At 41.2% G+C, this 19,836-nt stretch carries 15 protein-coding genes; 3 read left to right on the top strand and 12 right to left on the bottom strand.

Annotated elements, in window-relative coordinates:
• Positions 1-54 precede the first annotated feature (54 nt).
• A complete protein-coding gene (locus G3T18_RS21035; protein ID WP_224412556.1) occupies positions 55-537 on the top strand; it encodes a hypothetical protein in 483 nt (160 codons plus the stop codon).
• Between the two features lie 350 nt (positions 538-887).
• On the opposite strand, the gene G3T18_RS21030 is transcribed toward G3T18_RS21035, so the two are convergent.
• From G3T18_RS21030 to G3T18_RS20995, 8 genes are all read right to left on the bottom strand, one after another.
• Positions 888-3,827 (bottom strand): thioester reductase domain-containing protein, encoded by a 2,940-nt coding sequence (locus tag G3T18_RS21030; RefSeq protein WP_224412555.1) that lies wholly within the window; start codon positions 3,825-3,827, stop codon positions 888-890.
• Positions 3,828-3,841: 14 nt separating this feature from the next.
• Positions 3,842-4,432 (bottom strand): chorismate--pyruvate lyase family protein, encoded by a 591-nt coding sequence (locus tag G3T18_RS21025; RefSeq protein WP_224412554.1) that lies wholly within the window; start codon positions 4,430-4,432, stop codon positions 3,842-3,844.
• Between the two features lie 18 nt (positions 4,433-4,450).
• Positions 4,451-5,158 carry a sulfotransferase family 2 domain-containing protein gene (locus tag G3T18_RS21020; RefSeq protein WP_224412553.1) on the bottom strand — a complete coding sequence of 236 codons (708 nt, stop codon included), beginning with the start codon at positions 5,156-5,158 and terminating at the stop codon, positions 4,451-4,453.
• 216 nt (positions 5,159-5,374) lie between these two features.
• Complete coding sequence (locus tag G3T18_RS21015; RefSeq protein WP_224412552.1) at positions 5,375-5,959, bottom strand: aspartyl/asparaginyl beta-hydroxylase domain-containing protein; 585 nt, start codon at positions 5,957-5,959, stop codon at positions 5,375-5,377.
• Positions 5,940-8,021: a sulfotransferase family protein gene (locus G3T18_RS21010; RefSeq protein WP_224412551.1), complete on the bottom strand. Its 2,082-nt coding sequence runs from the start codon at positions 8,019-8,021 to the stop codon at positions 5,940-5,942. Before G3T18_RS21010 ends, G3T18_RS21015 begins: the two co-directional genes overlap by 20 nt.
• A gap of 24 nt (positions 8,022-8,045) precedes the next feature.
• Positions 8,046-9,335, bottom strand: coding sequence for a radical SAM family heme chaperone HemW (hemW, locus tag G3T18_RS21005; RefSeq protein WP_224412550.1), 1,290 nt, complete (start codon positions 9,333-9,335; stop codon positions 8,046-8,048).
• A gap of 169 nt (positions 9,336-9,504) precedes the next feature.
• Complete coding sequence (locus G3T18_RS21000; protein WP_224412549.1) at positions 9,505-9,786, bottom strand: acyl carrier protein; 282 nt, start codon at positions 9,784-9,786, stop codon at positions 9,505-9,507.
• A 12-nt stretch (positions 9,787-9,798) separates the two neighbouring features.
• Positions 9,799-11,244 (bottom strand): class I adenylate-forming enzyme family protein, encoded by a 1,446-nt coding sequence (locus tag G3T18_RS20995; RefSeq protein WP_224412548.1) that lies wholly within the window; start codon positions 11,242-11,244, stop codon positions 9,799-9,801.
• A 703-nt stretch (positions 11,245-11,947) separates the two neighbouring features.
• On the opposite strand from G3T18_RS20995, the gene G3T18_RS20990 reads away from it, so the two are divergent.
• Positions 11,948-12,937, top strand: coding sequence for a haloalkane dehalogenase (locus G3T18_RS20990; RefSeq protein ID WP_224412547.1), 990 nt, complete (start codon positions 11,948-11,950; stop codon positions 12,935-12,937).
• Positions 12,938-13,078: 141 nt separating this feature from the next.
• A complete protein-coding gene (locus tag G3T18_RS20985; protein WP_224412546.1) occupies positions 13,079-13,846 on the top strand; it encodes an SDR family oxidoreductase in 768 nt (255 codons plus the stop codon).
• A gap of 84 nt (positions 13,847-13,930) precedes the next feature.
• On the opposite strand, the gene G3T18_RS20980 is transcribed toward G3T18_RS20985, so the two are convergent.
• The 4 genes from G3T18_RS20980 to G3T18_RS20965 all read right to left on the bottom strand — a co-directional run.
• Positions 13,931-15,190 carry a sulfotransferase family protein gene (locus G3T18_RS20980; protein WP_224412545.1) on the bottom strand — a complete coding sequence of 420 codons (1,260 nt, stop codon included), beginning with the start codon at positions 15,188-15,190 and terminating at the stop codon, positions 13,931-13,933.
• Positions 15,191-15,304: 114 nt separating this feature from the next.
• A complete protein-coding gene (locus tag G3T18_RS20975; protein ID WP_224412544.1) occupies positions 15,305-17,041 on the bottom strand; it encodes an arylsulfatase in 1,737 nt (578 codons plus the stop codon).
• Positions 17,042-17,242: 201 nt separating this feature from the next.
• Positions 17,243-18,304, bottom strand: a complete 1,062-nt coding sequence (locus tag G3T18_RS20970; protein ID WP_224412543.1) for a formylglycine-generating enzyme family protein — start codon at positions 18,302-18,304, stop codon at positions 17,243-17,245.
• A gap of 352 nt (positions 18,305-18,656) precedes the next feature.
• On the bottom strand, positions 18,657-19,836 hold a 1,180-nt coding region (locus G3T18_RS20965), incomplete at its 5' end, for a DUF4114 domain-containing protein (RefSeq protein ID WP_224412542.1).

The raw sequence follows: 19,836 nt of genomic DNA, 5'->3' as shown, positions 1-19,836 counted from the left end.
AAAATCTGTGTAATATATGGTTAAGTCCCTTAAAACTCTCATAAGGTAGAAATTATGTTTTCTAAATGGATAACACCTTTGACTCTAACCTTTTTGGTTACTTCCTTTATATCTCCTGTGAATGCAAAACAAGAAGTACCCTCAGACATAACTGATGTATGTAAAGACTCTATTTCGGAAGGTAGAAGAAGACTCAACGATATTAGAAATATGTCAGTTGTTGAAGACTATTGGATTCGCATCCAATCAACTGACTACACTAATGTACCCTCTAGTAACCTCTGGAGCTATATATATGTTATTCAGGGAAAGGGAGTGAGAGATCTTTTCTTTTCACCTGTATTCATGAAATCGATTAGTACAGACATTATTGAGCAATGTCAATCAGCTAGCCTTGTTAGATTCGGACTCTACGCATCAGGAGTTAACGAAGTATATGGATTAATGCCAAGTGGTGAAGTAAGACAATTTAGATGCCTTGATAGTTCCAGTGGTTGGGGAACAAGAACTCCAAATTGGGGAGAAAATTGGTGCTAGTCGAGTGTCTAATGCCAAGAATTATATGAGTAGATGAGGTCTTACCCGAACAGTCTGGACAACGATGCTGCATTCCTACGCAGCTTGGCGCTCCAACGGGGGCTAATACTTTTGAACTAAGCCGGATAGTCACCCATTTGAAGGGTCTGCAAAACGGAACGCACAGATTTTCACCTCACTCCGCTTCTCGGTAACACCCCACATTCTGCACTACATTGTGTCATGCGGAACGTGGGTTGAAATTATTTGAGCCAAAATAAAAATCAGGAAAAACTTTTTAATTTTAGATAGAAATAGAAGCGCCTAAACTTAATAATTATTCAGTCAATTCCCTTCCTAGGTTGAATTTCTTAAACTTCTTTTTGCGCGATCGCAGAAGATACTTTCTCGTGAATTTTATCATTAGCGTCAGCAAGTTCTTGACTTAAATAACTTGCCATCCCACTAATAGTAGGATACTTAAACAAATTCACTACTGCAATGTCGCAAGGAAAAACTTCTTTGAGTTGATGATAAACGCGAATCATCGCTAACGAACGACCGCCGATATCGAAAAAGTTCGCGTGAATACCAATTTTGTCTATTTGCAAAACATCTTGCCAAATCTTAGCAATAGTTCGCTCGATTTCTTTCTCTGGCGCTACATAAGTTGTCTCGACAAGTTGCGGAGAAGGTTCGGCAGAATTGGCTTCGACGAACAAAGGTAAGTCTAGCAAATGTAGATCGGGATTCGCAACTAATTTTGTTAACAAAGCTTGAAAATTCTCTAAGATTTGCGTAATTGTAGACTCGGCAAATAAATCAGTTTTGTAGCGCATTATGCCAGTTAGCGTCTCGCCAGTTTCCTTTACTGACAAAGATAAATCAAAGTTAGCAATTCCTTCTTCCACGTCAACAAAACTTAAACTCATTCCCCCAATTTCTCGTGGCTGACTGGGAGCATTTTGCATAGTAAACATGGTTCGAGATAAAATTGCACTGGGTACGCCTAGCGCTTCTACGAGTTGTTGAAATGGTAAATCTTGATGTTCTTGTGCGCCTAAACTAACTTGACTAACTCGACTGATTAACTCGCGCAAACTAGGGTTATTTTCAAAGTTGGTATGCAAAAGCAGGATATTACTAAAATAACCCAAAAGTTTCTTGGTTTCCAGACGATGACGACCAGCGACGGGAGAACAAACAATAATATCTTTTTGTCCCGAATATTGATATAGCAATGTTTTGTAAGCTGTTAACAATGTAACGAACAAAGACACTCCTTGTTGATGACTAAAGCTTTTTAAAGCTGCGGTTAATTCTTGGGGGACAATCAAATATTGCGCTGCACCTTGATAGCTGGGAATAGTGGTTGGTGAGTAGTCGGTGGGTAAGTTAACTCCTGTCAAATTACTACTTAAATGTTGTTTCCAGTAGTTGAGTTGTGACTGTAAGACTTTTCCTTGTAGCCATTGACGTTGGAAAGCAGCAAAGTCAGCATATTGAATTGGTAATTGGGGAAGTGGTGAGGGTTTCTCGGAGGAGAAGGCTTTGTATAAAGTGACTAATTCCCGCATGAAAACAGTATCAGACCAAACATCGTTGATGATGTGGTGAATGGTTCGCACGAGGACGTATTCTTCTTGACTTAGTTGGAGTAATTTTATTCGTAATAATGGTCCGGTGCTAATGTCGAAAGGTTGTTGTGCTTCTTTGGTTGCGAAGTTGCGAATTTCTGCTTCTTTTTGTTCGGTTGTAAGTTCTTCTAGGCTAATTATCGGTAGCTGGAAGTTAATTTCTGGGGAAATTACTTGCACTGGTTTGCCGTCAATAGTGGGAAAGGTGGTGCGAAGAATTTCGTGTCGGCGGATAATTTCTTGGATGCTTTTTTCTAAGATAGAAATGTCGAGTAAACCTTGGATGCGATAGACTGCGCGTAGGTTATGAACGGGGTTTCCTGGGTGTAATTGTTCGATGTACCACAGTCTTTCTTGACCGAAAGAAAGAGGTAGGTTTTGGTTGCGAGGAACGGGTTTAATTGTCTCGGCTTGCTGTTGTCGTTTGACGTTAGATTTGATTGATTTCCAAAAGGCGGAAACTTTTTTGGTTTTCGGTTGGGGAGTTGGTAAATAATCGCTTTTTTGGAAGTAGTTGATGTAGGTGGTAATTAGTTGTTGGTTGACTTGAGGACAGGTAATTGAGGTATTTGTTAGTCCTTGCTGGGTATTGTCGTGGGTGAAGTGAGGTTTTTTTGCGAGTAAGGCTGGGGAACTCGTCATCAGCAGGAGAAATGAGTAGAGTTCGTTTTCGGGTTGCTGAGTGGCTTGTTTTTCGAGTTCGCTTAGCCATTGGTCGTAGTCGAGTGCTTCGAGATGATATCCTAGCGATCGCAGTTTCTCGAAGAGGTTTTCCCAAGGGGTAGGTTCGGGGTTGAGGATGTGGAATGCTTTACCGTAGGAAGTTTCCTGCTGGGATAAAGTGGCGATCGCCTGACTGACGTAATCTACTGGCACAATGTTAGTTGTACCTGTTAATTTGGGATATTTTCCTAGTTGAATGCAGCCTTTGAGGAAACTACATAAGAAGTCGTTGAAGTTACCATTAATTCCGGTTTGGCTATCTCCCAAAATTCGCACGGGACGATAAATACTAGCAGGTAAACCTCGTTTTTGGGCGATTCTAATTAATTCTTCAGCTACGCATTTACTTTGTTTGTAACCGCCTTTTAGGGTAGCCAAATCGGGAATATCTGTTTCCCTTACTTCTTTCTTTTCTGCGTAAGCTTGACTAAAGAAAACGGCGAGGGTAGAAACGAAATGAACTGGTTTGGTTTTGCTTAAACTTGCTAACCGAAGAACTTCTTGGGTACCGAGAACGTTGGTAGGTTTTAAAGTAGAGTAAGGACAAACCGAATTGACCTGCGCGCCGTTGTGATAGATAATCTCAATTTGTGCTGCTAGTTGGTTAAATTTGTCTTCTTTAAGTCCCAATAAAGGTTGAGACAAATCGCCAATTACAGGAATTAGCCGTTCGGCGAATTTTTCCTGCCAAAGCGAGTAAAATTGCAGATGGTTGGTGAGACGCTGTTTACCAGATTTAGCATCGCGACAACGCAGCAGACAATAAATATCTGCTGTAGTTGTTTTTAGCAATTCTGCGAGTAAATATGCTCCCAGAAAACCTGTGGAACCTGTTAAAAAGATCGCTTTTGGTTCATTCAGGTTTTTGCTGAGGGGATGGTTAAATTGGATGGCAGAATCTAAAACTGCTTCTGCGGTTAAATTGAGTTTTTCGGCAGCAGGTACAGTCATTTTTTTACTCTAATTTAAAAGTTTTTCTTGAAGTAGCTTTCGGGGAATTTTTCGGTAATCATGATGATTGGTTGACGGTTAGAAAAGACCCGATAAGTCCGCGAAAATATTTTATCTTCTGGCTTGATTTTGAAATACTCAGCTAATTCTCCGGCTGGATGACAACTAGAGTCAACGATTTCTTTAAATGTTTCTAGCTTATGTTCTAACCACAGTCTACCCATTGATTCTTGGGATTTAAGCAGGCGATCGCGGAAGTTGCTCTCTAGGCGATCGGGTACTATAATAGATTCGGCATAAATCCAATTATTTCTACTAATTTTACCTCGCAGTAAGATTTTTCGGTCAATTACTTCTGTCCCAATTTTAATTTCTAACGGCTTGATTTCTTGAGAAATTGAAACAAGTCCTTCGGATAACTTAACAAGCTGAATTTTTTCAAAGAGGTAAGCTTCTAAAATTTCTGTGAGCGTGCCATCAGTTGTCAAAATGATACGCTGAAAAGTAGTTAATTTTGAGGGGTCAATGTGACTATGTGCGAGAGATTCTTGTAAATCTGGTCTTAAATCGTAGTTGGTTTGAATTTCTCTTTCTTTAGCTTGCATGATGGGAAACTCCTGAGTTTAGGCGGAAATTAGTTCGGGTAATTTTAGTTGTATTTTTTCCGAATGGTAGCCGTCAAATGTGTAACCAAATAAGTCGATATCTGCTTGAAAATGCTCGGCTACGAGTTGTTTAGTTTTTTCCGTGTAATAGGATTTATAATCTCGATGAGTGCTTTTGTTTAAGTGTGGTAAAGAGACATCGAGATTGAGCAGTTGACAAACATAGTTAAAATCTGCGGCTAAGGTTTCATATCTCCCGACAAAATCGACAATGATGTTTCCATTGTAGTCGGTGATAATATCTTTTTGCAACTTGGTGGCTCCTTTGGGGAAGGGATTTTTGGTGGCGATTACCCATTCGAGATATTCTTCAAATCCTGACATTGATTTGACAAGTTCGTGTCGGATGTGGGTTGTTTCTTTGAGGATAAAGTGATAGTAGGAGACTTGCCAATCCCAAGGATTTCTCACAAAGGCAAATTTATAAAATTTGTTGTATAATTCTGCTGATAATTCTTTTTTAGCATCTCTAGCTTTCGCGTGCCAAAGTGCTGATGACCACATTTCGTAAAAGGGGTTGGGTTGGTTATTAATTGTTGGGGCTGGTCGAGGAATTTTGAATTTTTCTGGTTCTTGGGAATAAGGTTTTAGGGCTTTTTTAACGCTGGTTCCGGCGGCTTTGGTGACGTGGAAAAAAATAAATTTATGTTGGTAGGAAATGAGCATGATTTTTTGATAATTTGTTGGCTGTTTAGTTAGTTGAAGATTTAGGAAATTATTTTTTCTCACGCCAAGGCGCAAAAAATGAGTTAATTCAAGACTCAATGGTGAAGATAAATTTCCTAGAATGAAATATCTGTGGCTTAAAAATGGGGGAATTTGCAAGCTATTGGGAAATTCCCCCCTAACTTCCTTTTTTAAGGAGGGAATTTACAAGGAGAGTTATTTCTCGTAGTATTCAAAGATGAGGTGAATGCGATCGCTGTCTCCCGCGTTGACACCACCGTGAATGTCTTTGTTGTTGACTTCGTAAGCGTATCCTTCGGCGAAGTGATAGCGTTTGTGTCCGACAATGAATTCTACATCAGGATTAGTAACAATGGGAATGTGAATTTTGTGGGTGTAATTTGAGGATTTGTAGGGGTCAATATGTAAGGCAATTTTAGAATGGGCTGGCAGTTTTGCGAACATGATTCGGCAAAATTCAGCGTTTTCGTAACCATAGGGTTCTACTGCTGCGGCTAAAATTGGTTCGAGGCGACTTTTCCATTCGTCCCAAATTGGATAATTAACGGTGTCGATGTGGTTGTCGTAGTCGCGAACGAATTGAAAAACAATGTGTTCGGTTCTGCCTAATGGTTTGAATTTGTTAGGCTTGTCGTAGTCTTGCTTTTCCCATAATTCGGCGGGTAAGTTGAGGACATCTTCGCGAATTCCGGAGATATCAATTTGACCGAGTTCGCGGACGGTTTTCGCTTTTTTGGGGCTAGCTTGGTCTTTTTGGGTTTTAGGCAAAACTTGATTCATTTTCTTTCTCCACAAGTTTGATAATTGGTTCTAAATTGGGTAAGATTGGCTCAATTTCTTGGGCATTTTTCCGCCATTTTTCGGGGGATGGGGCTGATAAAGCCATGCGGGAAACTGGTAAAGATTGGGACAAGATTTTCTCGATATGTTCGTCCCGGTTTAGTTCGGCAAAGTTGCCGATTTTGGTAATGGTTTGCTTGGGTTCTCGAACTAAGTCTGAATAGCGTACTAAACACCAAGAAGATCGAGGTAAGTTGTTGAGATCGTCGAGAATGTAAGAGTTAGCAGTTTTCCATTGATAAGCGGCTATTTCGACGATGGAACTTGTTTGCAAGGATGACCAATTGGGGGGAAGGAAAAAACTCCATTCTTGATAGTCCCAACCGGGTAAATTGCGGTAAGAAACAAAACGCCGCGATCGCCAACCGTCTAATAAGCTGCTAATATTTTGTCTGGGATCTCGGTAGAGATAGATAAACAATGCTTCGGGAAATGCAGCCTTGAGGAAAGGAATGCGTAGCACGTTTTTCGGGGTTTTCTCTAAAAATCTTACCTTGGGGGGACGTTCCTGAAGGGGAAGATCGAGGTAAGCTTGCTGAGTGCGATCGCGCAATTGACGCACAAATCTTTTTTGCAATGTTTCGCAAATTTCCGGCTGTGCATCGGCTTCGGTTAGGCGGTTAGAAGTATAATTGTGGGTTGAAGGATGCAATTGGGGAATTCCTTCAATTAGATCGTGACTTTCACCGCCAATTGTCCATAATTCGGGAAATTGAGACAGGGTTTCAAATAATAGCGTACTACCTGCTCTGGGTGCGGAAATAATAAAGATCGGTTTGACAAATTGCGGCGGCTGAAACTCTTCTACTAAGAGTTCGAGATCCGTTAATTTCTGTACTATTCTAACAAACTTTTCTTGGTTTATTTCCGTTTCCGAAACTTTTTTTGCCCAAACTTCGGCGATAGTTGCCTTCTCGCGAAATAAATCGAAAATTTGCTTTTCTGCGGGTAATTTTTGCAAGCGCTGAAATTCCTTAGTTTCGGCTGCGTTGGCTACTACTTGATAGCCAGCATCCCACTGAATTTGCAGTTTAACTTGCAATTTTTTCCGCGCCAATACCCCCGTCTTGAACTTCTTCGGAGCCTTTCTTTCTGACGATTTTAACATCGAAAGAATGACTTTGACAGCATTTTTGCCCCGCCAGGACTTTCTTAGCCCTAAATTCACTTTTGGGGCAATTTGCTCCTGAAAGGTTAAGATTAAATCTTGGTAAGCTAACTCACCTTGGCGCGAGTGACCAAATTGAGCGAAAACTTTTGACCATCGACGCTGAAATTCGCCAAGACTTTGGCTAAGAAATGTTTTTTCTGGTGTCTCTACTTCCGCAAAAATTACCTCAGTTAACTTAGCAATTTCTTCGGGTGTCAAAACCTCAAAACTAGCAGTTTCCAAGCTTATTTTACCAGAAGCGGCGGCAGATTCCCTCCTCTCCTGCAAAGGAGGGACTGCTACCTGCTGGGGGGAGTGGGATTCCCAGTTCCCAATTGACAATTCCCAATCCCCAAGCCTTTTAGTTTCGACAACCAAATAGAGGCAATCTTGCTCAGTTTCGTTGCTTAACGAGTAGGGCTGAAAATTATTACTAATAACAACTTCACCCGCAGCCAGAGAGATTTTTTCTTGATTGACCGTTAAAGAAACAGCCCCAGTTATTGCTACATAAATACAATTGTGTCGAAACCAATGGTAATTGTATTCTGTATAAGCGGCAGTCTCAGTTTTCGCTGCAAGTCGCACTAGACGAGAACGAGATACGGGAACCTCTAGGGCGGAAATAACTTGTTTGAGGTAGTGCAAATTTTCGCTAAATTTAGTTAACTTTACCACACCAGAAATTGCCAAATCTTGATTAATTGTACCGCCAACAGAGACAAGCACAATCGTTGATTTACCTACGCTCTCTTCTCGCCAATCTTCGTTACTAAATTGGGCGATTTCTTGTCTAATACGCTCGCAATCAAAGCGCAAATCAAGTTGCTGAAACTGAGAATAATTCTTCATTTGGGGCTACACTGAAAAAAATCTTTATCGGTAGGCTTTCTCGATCGCGTTAGCTAAGGTTTGTCCTACAAAATCTCCGAAAAGAATACCTTTTGAGGTTAAAGCAACTTCTTGCTCGGAAATCGTAATAAAACCTTCGTCTGCGAGTTCTTTTAAAGTCGAACCACACAAAGTTTGCAATTTGAAGCCATGACGCTTTTTAAATCCTTTCAAATCTAAAGTTAGCAGCTTCATTCCCATCAAAACTTCGCGAACAATCAAATCCAAACCATTGAAACGATAGCCGCGTGCTAAAGGTAATTCACCTTGATTAACAATCTCATTATACTTCTCTAAATCGGAAGTATTTTGTAGTAGTCCATCACCTAAAGAACCAAAAGCGGAAACACCAAAACCGTAAAAATCCATTCCCCGCCAAATACTGCTGATATACTTACTTTCATCAGAGCCATTTTTGGTATAAGTAAAGAAACTCCAAGGAATGTAATTTGCTCGCTCAAAACGCTCCATTGCATAGCGCATGAATTCTATTTCTTGCTCGTCATCGGGCAATTCAATTGTTTCTTCACGCACTCCTAATTTGTAGACTTCAGTGTTAGCAAATGCCTCCATTTTATAAACAGTAATACTTTCTACACCAGTATTGAGAGCGCATTCTAAACTTTCAGCCCAAGTTTCCGGAGTTTCTCCAGCTAATCCACTCAGTAAATCAATGTTAATTGTCCACTGACCATTTCCTGCTTTTTGAGCAATATCGATCGCGCGATAAGCTTGTTTTTCGTCGTGTCCCCGTCCGCTTAGTTTAATAATTTTATCATTAAAGGATTGTACGCCCATACTGAGGCGAGTTACTCCCAGTTTGGCGAGGGTTTCCATTTTACTTTTGGAAACAGTTAAAGGTTCGGCTTCAACTGATAGTTGGTTTCTGGACTCGAAGTGCTTAAATTTATTGCGTAGAGTTTCAATTATTTTGACAAAATGATGTTCCTTGAGAAGGCTAGGAGTACCACCACCAAAATACACGGCGTGAATTGGTCTGTTGCCGATATCGAAGCGATCTACACCCATTTCGATTTCTTTGCAGAGCGAGTCTACATAGCCATCAACTTCGGGTCTTTCTTTTAAATCTACGGTTTTATAGTAACAGAAAGAACACCGTTGGGTACAGAAGGGAATATGCACGTAAATGCACATCGGATCGTCTTGTAATTTCTCGTCGAGAGCCGCTTTATTCCACTTCCGAAATGAGGGATAATTTGTGATTAAAGGAAGTCGCTTGGGTTCTAGTTGGGAACGTTCAACGATTGCAACCATGACTTTTTCCTATTGTTGTTGGTAAGTAAGCAAGACTTTTTAGTTGGGCTTTGACCCAACTTGGTTTTGAGTTTTGAAGCGTAACTATCAGCTTGGATGATTGGTTATTAGTTGGACTTATTCTGATTGTTTTTGAGGCAGCCCAACTAATAACTGAGTTTGAGAGTGTCTAGGCAACTGTTTGCATTTTTTGGGCTTCTTTTTTACTCAGAATAAAATCTGCTAAAACGTTGAGATTGCTGAATAATTCTGGGTCGAGTTCTGAATCAATAAATTCGACGTCGAAATATTTTTCGATTAAAGAAATTAATTCGACGGTAGCAATTGAATCAAATCCTAAGCCATCTTCAAACAAAGGTACATTTTCATCAATTTCGTCTGCTTCGAGATTGACATCCAATTCTTCAGCAATAATAGTTTTCAGTTGTGCTAAGACATCAGCTTTAGTCATGTTTTTACCTCTTTATTGCATTATTTTTACTTTGATTTTGTCTTCCATGCCGATCAGTTTTTGCCGATCGACTTTGCCATTGGGTAGTAGGGGCAAGGAATTGACAATATTTATACGATCGGGGATTGCACGTTTAGGTAGGAGATCGAAGCAGGAGGTGCGGATATCGGCTTCGGTGAGGTTGGTATCTTTGGCGAGAATGCAGTAGGCGACAATGCCTTTTCCGCGTTGACTTTCGCCTTTGGAGACAACTACGACAGCTTCGATTCCGGCAATTGTTTCGATCGCTTTTTCGACGTCGGCGAAGAAAACTAATAAACCGTCCCGGTTGACGCTATGATCGGCTCTACCTAAGACTTCAATGTAACCATCTAAGTCAATGCAACCTAAGTCTTTTGTCCAAAACCAGTCATTGTTTTCTGAGATAACAATGGGTTGTCCGTTTTCATCAATATAGCCGTCAAAGCTATATTCGTGTTTACACCAAAGTTGACCGATGGGTTTGCCTTCTTCTTTGATGTTTTCTAAACGCATTTCTACGCCAGACATCGGTTTACCGACTGTTTGGGCGCGTATTTCTGGGGAATCGCTGGGACTGGCTGCGGCGATCGCGCCCATTTCTGTACTGCCATATAATTTAACCAGACAGCCGAAAAGGGATTCATATTTGCTAAATGCTTCTTCGCGCACGCGATCGCCTGCGGCTACTGTCATCCGATACCACCTCGGCGATTTTCTCCCTTTTAACAAGGTTTCACAGAAAATCGGGGTCATAAAGGCGACGTTGGGAGCGAATTGTTTCTCCCTTTGCAAGTATCGTAACAGATTAGCTCCTTTTTGCAAGTCGATCGCTGCTCCTACTGCTACTCCGGGCAGAAATCCTGCACCTAAACCGTACATATGATAAATCGGTACGGGGATCGCAATTCTGTCTTCGCTTTGCAACAGTAGTCTTTCGACGCAGTTAGCTACGTTTCCTAGTACCTTCCCGTGGGAGTGCATTGCTATTTTCGGCTTTCCCGTACTCCCGGAAGTACGCAAATATAGTTTTTGACTTGAGTTATTCGCCCCCTCGAGCCAATTTTCGTTAGCAGTAATCTGCAAAAATTGCTCTGGCTGAGTTAACTCAACTATTTTCCCGTTGTCACTCACACTTTCAGTAACAATTCTGAATCGGCAAAATCCGGGTAGAAATGGTTCTGCTTCTTTGGGCGTTTTTGGTAACAGTAGGACGCTATTACCTTTTTCGAGCAAATACAACAAAACTAGCGCGCAAGGTACTGAGTTTTCGCATTCTAAAACTAGACAATCTTCGCTGCTAATACTTTGTTTCTCAAACTCTTTGTTAATCCTCTCAAATAGTTCGGGAATTTGTTGGTAAGTGCATTGTAGCTGTCCGTCTGTCAGCACATTTGCTCGCCAATTTGTTGTCTTGGTGAGTTGACCGATAAATTTCATAAGCGGCAAATCGGAGCTAATCTTTTCCAGCAGGGCGTTAAATGCAATTTAGTTGCCTATCCGCCTAAGACAAGAATGCTTTTTAAGTTAACCTTCGCATTCTTTGTTTGTCAAGCTATAGCATCACAGCTATTCTGATGTGATGGTTAAAAACTAAAGCAAGTCTTAAATTGACTTCTTGTTTAGCTAGGGCTAAACGAATTTAGCTGTGTTCTTTTTGATAAATTGCTTGGGTATTTGATATTTTTTCTGGCAATTAAAAATGAGTGACACAACCTTGGATTTTCTTGACGATATTCAAATCATACTTAAGGTAGATTCAATTGGCAAGTAATTTGAGCAAAAGAATTGTTACAGTTTTGGCTGGATTTGACTAACCTACTTTTCCTACCTTTCCTACTTTTCTAACTTATTAATTGAGGAATGACGGCTGTAACCAAGTCGGTAACAGCTTTCTCGTCAGTGACGTTTCTAATAATTATGATTAAGGCGACTTCGGTGCAATGGTGTTTGGTTCAGCCCTTGGCAAAAATTACTAATAGTGGTAAAAAGGATCGATGGCTAGAAGTTAGTAATTTCGTCAAGAAAGATTTATTGCTAACAAAGTCGAGTCTAGATTGATTGCAGTAGCGATCGCCCGACAAAGTCTAATTCAGCAAACAGAAAATTTGTCAATTTTTGGTATTTTTCTATACTAAATGCAATGAGGCAAAAAATTTACCTAGCGACCTTAGTTAGTATTTTGTTATGCTTGTGCCTGTTTGGTTTACCGTCGTCAACTGCTTTGGGTATGGGAATAACACAACCAGCCGAGTTTCCTTACGAATCGAAATACGTTAAAGTTTTTGGTTCTAAAATGCACTATATTGATGTCGGCGAAGGATCTCCGATTCTTTTTATACATGGTAATCCTACTTGGGCTTATGTCTGGCGGAATATAATCCCTTTTGTTACTTCTCACCATCGTGCCATTGCGGTAGACTTAATCGGAATGGGCAAATCGGACAAACCAGACATAGATTATACTTTTGCCGATCACAGTCGCTATCTGGAAGCTTTTATCGCTAAGTTGAATCTTAAAAATATCACTTTTGTGGGTTATGATTGGGGTTCGACACTCAGTTTTTATTATGGGATGCGTCACGAAGATAACGTGAAAGGACTTGTGTTTATGGAAGCAATGGTTCCTCCTCGTTTCCCTTTTGATAAAATTGAGAAAATGGGTAAAGTTGCTGAGGATTTTAGCAAACTCAGAGCTCCTCAACAGGGAGCGCAATTAGTTTATGAAGAAAATATTTTTATTGAAAAGTTATTACAGAGTAATACAATTCGAGAATTATCAGAAGCAGAATTAGATGCTTACCGTCAGCCTTTTCTGAAGAAAAAAGACCGCAAACCGATGTTAGTTTGGGCTAATCAAATTCCGATTGGTGGCGAACCTGCGGAAACTGATAGGATAATCAGAAGTTACAGTGAATGGTTGACCAAAACTAAGATACCAAAGCTGCATCTTTATGGCAAGCCAGGAGCAGTTAATCCGCCAGAAGTCGCTGAATGGACAGCCGCACATTTCCCCAATACAGAAACTTATTATGTGGGAAAAGGTTTACATTGTTTGCAAGAAGATCGTCCCCAAGAAATCGGGATCGCGATCGCCAATTGGCTACGGGGATTGGGGACTGGGGACTGGTGACTGGGGATTGGGGACTGGGGACTGGGTAATTAGGAGACAAGGAGGAATTAGAAGATAAACTGATAACTGGTAAATATTCACTGTTTACTGTTAACTGGTAACTGTTCACTGATAACTGAAGCCAATCCCTAATCCCTAATTATGAACGATCGCTGGTTACTTACAGGAAAAAAAGCATTAGTTACAGGTGGTACGAAAGGTATTGGTTTAGCCACTGCTAACGAATTATTATCTCTCGGTGCAGAAGTGACGATCGCTGCAAGAAATGCTGAAGAAATCGCTAAACAAGTCGAGATTTGGCGAGAAAAAGGTTTACCTGCAATGGGGATCGCCGCAGATATAGGAAAAAGTAGCGATCGCCAATTACTTTTTGAGCAAATTTCTCAAATGAGCGATCGCTGGGATATCCTGGTTAACAATGCGGGTACGAATATTCGCAAACCAACTACTGAATATACTCTCTGTGAATATGACTCCGTGGTGCAAACTAATCAAACTGCGGTGTTTGAAATGTGTCGCTTGTTTTACCCTCTGCTCAAAAAGGGTGAAAATAGTAGCATTGTCAATATAAGTTCTGTGTATGCGTTTGTCACGGGACGCACGGGATCGCCTTATGTCATGACGAAAGCGGCGATCGCGCAACTCACTCGTTATTTGGCTGTAGAATGGGCAACAGATGGTATTCGAGTTAATAGTATCGCTCCGGGAGTCATTCGCACACCTTTGAGTAAACCTGCTTGGAGTAACCCCGAAAGACTCGCAGCGATCGTTGCTCGCAAACCGATGGGAAGATTAGGTGAACCGGAAGAAGTTGCTGCGGCTGTGGCTTTTCTCTGTATGTCTGGGGCATCTTATATTACAGGAGAATGTCTCGCTGTGGATGGTGGTTTTTTGGCTTTTGGTGCTTAATTTATCAGTTACCAGTGAGCAATATCCATTCCCAGTCCCCAATCCCCAATCCCCAATCCCCAGTCACCAACCCCCAATCCCTCATCACTCCCGATCGATGTTATAGCGATCGCAGTATTTCCCAAATTTGTCATTTATTTGCTTCGAGTCTAAACCAAATTGATCTAAACTGTAACGATGTACGCCGCGCTTGTGTTGCGGGTTTTGCTCGATCCACTGTTTCATCTTGGCTGTGGTTTCATCAGTTAACTCATAGTCAAAATATTTGTAAATTTGCGTAACTGTGGCGATCGGATTGCGGACAAAATTGAGATAATTAACGTCATAAAATCTCGCTGCGTCAGCCGTATCCCGAACTTCTATAGCATCTTCAACGCCTTTTGTCAAGAGATTTAACCAATGTTTACCGATCGCCGAAAGATCGACGCGATCGCTAAAGCGACTACGCGCGATCGCACTTAAACTACAAACTGAAGGCATAACTTTCAGGGGATCGCGATGAGTTTGGACAATACAAGCATCAGGGAAAACGGCTAAAAGTGCATCGAGAGCGAAAATATGAGCAGGTGCTTTCATCAACCAGCGAGATCCTCGCCAATGCCAACTAAGATATTGTAATTGTTGGCGGTAATATTGATAAGCATCGACCAAATTTTGGTTTTGCAGCCATTCCGAATAAGAATTTACATTAGCACGAAAATCAAACAAATGCGCGACAAAATCATGTTCAAAGAGTCGGCTACATTCTGCGGGTCGATTAACATTGATATAATGAGCAGTAGCGAACTTAGGCGCGAGAGAATTCTCAAATTCGATCCATTTTCCCTCTTCAATCAAGCGGGGATCGTTTGACCAAGTAGCTTGTTTTGGGGGAGGTGAAGGATTAAGCGCTTCCCCTAAATGTAACCAACGACTAGCGCGATCGCACGAGAGCAAATTATGTAAAAAAGTTGTCCCACTTCTAAATAATCCGACAATAAATAAAGGTCTTTCAATAGGAACTGCTAAAATTTCAGGATAACGTTTAAAATCAGCTTGCATCTGCAAGCGATTCACCAACAATTTAAGACAATATTGACGTAAAAAATAACGTCCAACTAAATTAAGATTAGCCTCTCGATCCAAAGATTCCAGTAACTTTTGCAAGCGCAAGCGAAAACTTTCATCTCCCCAATCATCTAAACCAGTTTGACGTTGTGCAGCTTCTAAAAGCGAATCTGCATTCAAATCCAGCAACGGAAACCAATCCAGATTAAATTTATCTCCCAGCAAATTTAATAAACTAAATGTTAAAGGACGATTTGGTTGTTGATATGTAGTAACTGAACGAGCAACTTTTGTCATAAAAAAAACTAATTTTATTACCAAATATTTTACTACAAATAAATCGGAAACAAAGTAGCCCGCGTAGGCGGGCTGAGAGTAGCCCACCTACGCACGTCTATACTCGTCTACTTCTTACTCAGTTAAAGCGGGAACAAAACCTACACTTTGCTCATATTGATTGTAGTAAGAAACCATCCGTTGCAATAACAAAGGATACTCTTGAGACAAATCAACCAACTCGCGCGGATCGGAACGCAAATTAAACAACTTCCAGCTTTCGTTGTTTCCTCGTCCCCAAGGGCGATCGCCTAACTTAAGAATCTTCCAATCACCCATATACAAAGCTTTGTTAACAGTACCGTAAAGTTCAAACGCGATCGGTTCATTTTCACCATAAATTCGCTGCGCCCAACCTTCTAAAATAGGACGCATCGATTTACCTTCCATCCCATGAATAGTTCTACCGTTATAAGTAGTACCGGGGTGTCTGACTCCAGCATATTCCAGTAAAGTTGGTGTCATGTCGAGAACCGAAGTAAAAGCATCACTTCGGCTTCCCGGCTGAATTACTCCAGGGAAAGCCATGAAGAATGCTCCGCGAACACCTCCTTCAGCTTGGGTCGATTTTGCCGCCCAGTGAGGTGTGGTAATTACCTGCGCCCATTCATGACCAAAGCTGACAAAGGAGTCACCATTGCCCATATTTTCGTAGCTGTTGTCAAAGCCGATTTCTTCCAACCAATCTTTAACTTCTTCAGCTTTATCGTGGTCGCTACCACCGTTGTCCGAGAAAAAGATAATAATACTGTTATCGTATTCCCCAGTTTCTTTGAGATAATCGAGGAAGCGACCAACAGTTTCATCCATATAGTCAATCATCGCCGCATAGATTGCCATTTTCTTAGCTTGGATGCGTCTTTCTTCGGCACTGAGACTATTCCAAGGATCGACCATTGGCCATCGTGGCGGCAATTCCAAATATTCCGGAATCAAATTTAGTTCTTTCTGGTTTTCAAAGCGTTGGGCGCGGATCACATCCCAGCCTGCATCATACTTGCCCATGTATTTTTCGATATACTCCTGGGGCGCTTGGAAAGGCGCGTGGGGAGCAGTATAAGCTAAATAGGCAAAAAATGGTTTACCATCCTGACGATCGCTTTCAATAAAGTTAATCATCTCGTCAGTGTAAGTTTTGGTCGAGTAAAAACCTTCTGGAAGTTTTTCTAAGTTCTGACCATTTTTCATGTAGGTGTTGATTGGTTTATGCCCAGAGAAACCATAGGTGTTGTAATGATTTCCCCCACCTTCAAGCATGACAAATGTTTTTTCAAATCCTCGTTCGTGAGGTCGGTGTCCTTCGCTTTCGCCTAAGTGCCATTTCCCTGTCATGTAAGTGTTATAACCTGCATCTCTCAAAAGAGTCGCAACGCTAACTACGCGATCGTTGAGATAACCTTCATAACCAGGTTTGTCTTTTTGGCTGGGAGCAATCCGGTGATCCATTGTTCCCAAGCCAGCCAGGTGATTGTTAACGCCAGTGAGCAACATCGAACGAGTTGGCGAACAAGCTGGGGCTGTATGGAAATTAGTAAACATCATGCCCTGCTTAGCAAGATCGTCCAAATTAGGTGTAGGAATTTCGCTTCCGTAAGCACCTAAATCCGAGTAGCCCATGTCATCGCCGACGATCATAATGATATTCGGGCGATCGCTACCTGAACCTCTTCTTTCTTGGGCTTCGGCACCTTCTCTTACTGAGGAGAAACCTAGTACGGTAAAGGTTGTGAAACTTGCCAGAAAAAAGAATCGAGAAATCTTGCGGCTAGCCACACCTGCAACCAATACAAACGGTGAAATTTTTCGAGACATAATAGAAATTTAAGAAAGCTAAACTGCAAACCTGAAAAGAAAATTACGCTACAATTTTCGTAGGTAATTTAACTTACCTATTTTAGGTATATTTGGGGTGGTAAACGACGGAGATCGATTAAACTACGTGAATATTAATTTACCCGATCGTGAAACAATTTACAACTAGTTCTGTGTTTTTTTTTTCAATTTAACTGTAAACTATGTCAGGGGATCTCCAGGAAGTTTAACTAAACGAAATCCAATGTGTGAAGTACCACTATCAGGGGCTTGAGCTTCACGGGCTGAAGGACGATAACGACTGCAATAGTTAGGCGCACATAAGTATGAACCTCCCTTAATTACGTGCTTGGCTACACCTGGTTCTCTAGGGTCAAAACTTTCACTCTTGTTGTTAACAATGGGATTCTGTTTATGAGCTTTTCCTTGATGACCAACGCGATACCAATCTTTTGTCCATTCCCAAACATTTCCAGTCATATCGTAAAGCCCATAGCCATTTGCTGGAAAAGAACCTACCGGAGCAGCACCAACATATCCATCTTTTTTCTCGTTATAAACCGGAAACAAACCTTGCCAAGTATTAGCTTTATCCGCAGAATATTGATTTCCCCGACTGAAAATAGCTTTTTTGAGTCCTCCTCGTGCAGCAAATTCCCATTGAGCTTCTGTAGGTAAGGATTTTCCTGCCCATTTTGCATAAGCTTCAGCATCTTCATAAGAAACATGAACTACAGGATAGTTTTCCTTTCCGCTGAGATCGCTATTCGGTCCTTCTGGATGCTTCCAGTTAGCCCCCCGAACCCACTTCCACCAACTCAGTTCCAAGATAGGTTGATTTCCTGAAGGTGGTACAAACACTAACGAACCAGGAGCTAATTGTTCTTTGCTCAGGTTAGGAAACTCTTCTGCGGGTAAAGGACGTTCGGCGATCGTGACATAGCCTGTTTCCTCGACAAATTTAGCAAACTCAGCGTTAGTAACCTCGTATTTATCGATACAAAAACCGTTTACCGAGACATCTTCCGCCGATTGCTCTTCGACATATTGGTCGTCAGCGCCAATTCGGAACGTACCCCCTCCTATCCAGATCGTCTCTTCTGGACAACGATTGGCGAAATCTTTTGTTTCCTGATTTAAATACTGTTGAGCATGAGAACTTCCTGAATTGCTCAAGAAACCTAAACTGTTGTGTAAAAGAAAAGCTGCGAGTAAACCACTAAATACACAACCCAATACAATAGTTATTCTTTTAGTTTTCATCGCTTTTTTGCTAATTTCATAGATTTTACTCGAAATTTTTGAGCTTTAATTCTTACCTTCGCCTTTTGGCTGAACATGATTGACAATAGCTTGAATTCTTAATATTTCTTTAACCTTTTTGCCTGATTTTTTTAGCAACTCTTCGGTTGGACTTTCATGACAACTCTTAATAGAGACTTTCTAACATATCTTCTAACTTTTTAGCAACCCCAATTACAAAAAAAATCCGCCTAGGGCGGATTAAATCAAGATTGGATTTTCAAGTGCCAAACCTAGTATTTTTGCTTAGTTGTGGGAAAAAACTTTTCACCTAATGAATAGTCAATAATTTCCCCTAAAACTTGACAAACTTTTAAGCGATCGGCGTAAATTGAAGATTCAGGATCATGTCATTAAAGTCACTATCACCAGCGTTGGGTAAATCTTCAAACGCAAAGGCATTATCTCCCACCAAACGGATATGATCGGCACCATCTGGATTAGCACCAATAAATGGGAAATAAACTTCGGGAATTTCATCATCCGTACTATCTAACAATGGTGCAACCGGATCGCCAGCCACAATGAAAGGTGCGATTAACTCATTTCCTGACAAAGTAGTCGAACTTGTCGCCACTGTTTGATTAGGAACCGTATAATCAAAAGCAGGAAGTCGGTTAGCCAAAGCTGCTTCTAAATAATCATCGTCCCCAGGATTAACTAATTCACCAGTTAAAGGATCGCGCACATCACCATCAGTATTTTCGATCCTGTACAAACCGACAAAATTCTCTAATGCTGCTTCTCGGTACAAAGTCGCATCAACTCGGAAAGAATCAGCCGTTTCATTGCGTAAATCGATAACCTCTAGCTGCTGGCTATTCTGTAAATCAGTACCCACAGGAACACTGACTTCAGCCGTAGGTTCACCTCCAACCTGAATGCTAAATTCATCATTCCAATTCAGAGTAAACCCATTAGACGACAAAGTAGTTTCTAAGTCAGTCTCAGTCGAGAGAACAACTTCTGCATCCGTGCTACCGTCATCTTCCAAATCTTCCCGGACACTATTAATCGTGCCGTTAGTAACTTGTAAAAATCCTAAATTCGTTCCCGGATCGAAATCTAGAACCCGTTCCAGTTCGCTAGGATCGAAACCATTCGGCAGATTGGAAATCAGCGAGAAAAGCACCTCGGCTCGTTCTATAGCTGCTTCTAGATAACCATCTTCCCCAGGAGCAATACCATCAATAGTTCCCTCTTCATCATCAACAACATAGACGCCAACTTCTTGAATCTCGCCACTGCTATTGACAACTGGGCTAACCACCAAATTAGTATCTACACCTGTGAAGTTAAAGATACCTGTTGGATTACCTTGGGCATTTTCCAGAGGACTAACTGGTGACAGACTAAAAATGCCAATCTGACTACCATTATTACCATCATCATCGAACGCCACATAGACTGTCCGTGTTTCTGGGTCAATACTAATCCCTTCTGGGTCATCAATTCCCGTCAGCGCCAATAAATCCGTCGTCGCAACTAATTCC

Source organism: Oscillatoria salina IIICB1 (genome assembly GCF_020144665.1).
In the GTDB taxonomy this organism is placed as follows: Bacteria; Cyanobacteriota; Cyanobacteriia; order Cyanobacteriales; family SIO1D9; genus IIICB1.
Note: the sequence above shows the minus strand (reverse complement) of the source record. Positions and strands in the feature narration are given on the sequence as shown.

Coding starts and splice junctions, on each gene's coding strand:
- G3T18_RS21010 (WP_224412551.1), bottom strand. CDS start 8,021: ATGAAGAATTATTCTCAGTTTCAGCAACTTGATTTGCGCTTTGATTGC.
- G3T18_RS21030 (WP_224412555.1), bottom strand. CDS start 3,827: ATGACTGTACCTGCTGCCGAAAAACTCAATTTAACCGCAGAAGCAGTT.
- G3T18_RS21025 (WP_224412554.1), bottom strand. CDS start 4,432: ATGCAAGCTAAAGAAAGAGAAATTCAAACCAACTACGATTTAAGACCA.
- G3T18_RS21000 (WP_224412549.1), bottom strand. CDS start 9,786: ATGACTAAAGCTGATGTCTTAGCACAACTGAAAACTATTATTGCTGAA.
- G3T18_RS21020 (WP_224412553.1), bottom strand. CDS start 5,158: ATGCTCATTTCCTACCAACATAAATTTATTTTTTTCCACGTCACCAAA.
- G3T18_RS20970 (WP_224412543.1), bottom strand. CDS start 18,304: ATGAAAACTAAAAGAATAACTATTGTATTGGGTTGTGTATTTAGTGGT.
- G3T18_RS20980 (WP_224412545.1), bottom strand. CDS start 15,190: ATGACAAAAGTTGCTCGTTCAGTTACTACATATCAACAACCAAATCGT.
- G3T18_RS20975 (WP_224412544.1), bottom strand. CDS start 17,041: ATGTCTCGAAAAATTTCACCGTTTGTATTGGTTGCAGGTGTGGCTAGC.
- G3T18_RS21015 (WP_224412552.1), bottom strand. CDS start 5,959: ATGAATCAAGTTTTGCCTAAAACCCAAAAAGACCAAGCTAGCCCCAAA.
- G3T18_RS20985 (WP_224412546.1), top strand. CDS start 13,079: ATGAACGATCGCTGGTTACTTACAGGAAAAAAAGCATTAGTTACAGGT.
- hemW (WP_224412550.1), bottom strand. CDS start 9,335: ATGGTTGCAATCGTTGAACGTTCCCAACTAGAACCCAAGCGACTTCCT.
- G3T18_RS20990 (WP_224412547.1), top strand. CDS start 11,948: ATGAGGCAAAAAATTTACCTAGCGACCTTAGTTAGTATTTTGTTATGC.
- G3T18_RS20995 (WP_224412548.1), bottom strand. CDS start 11,244: ATGAAATTTATCGGTCAACTCACCAAGACAACAAATTGGCGAGCAAAT.
- G3T18_RS21035 (WP_224412556.1), top strand. CDS start 55: ATGTTTTCTAAATGGATAACACCTTTGACTCTAACCTTTTTGGTTACT.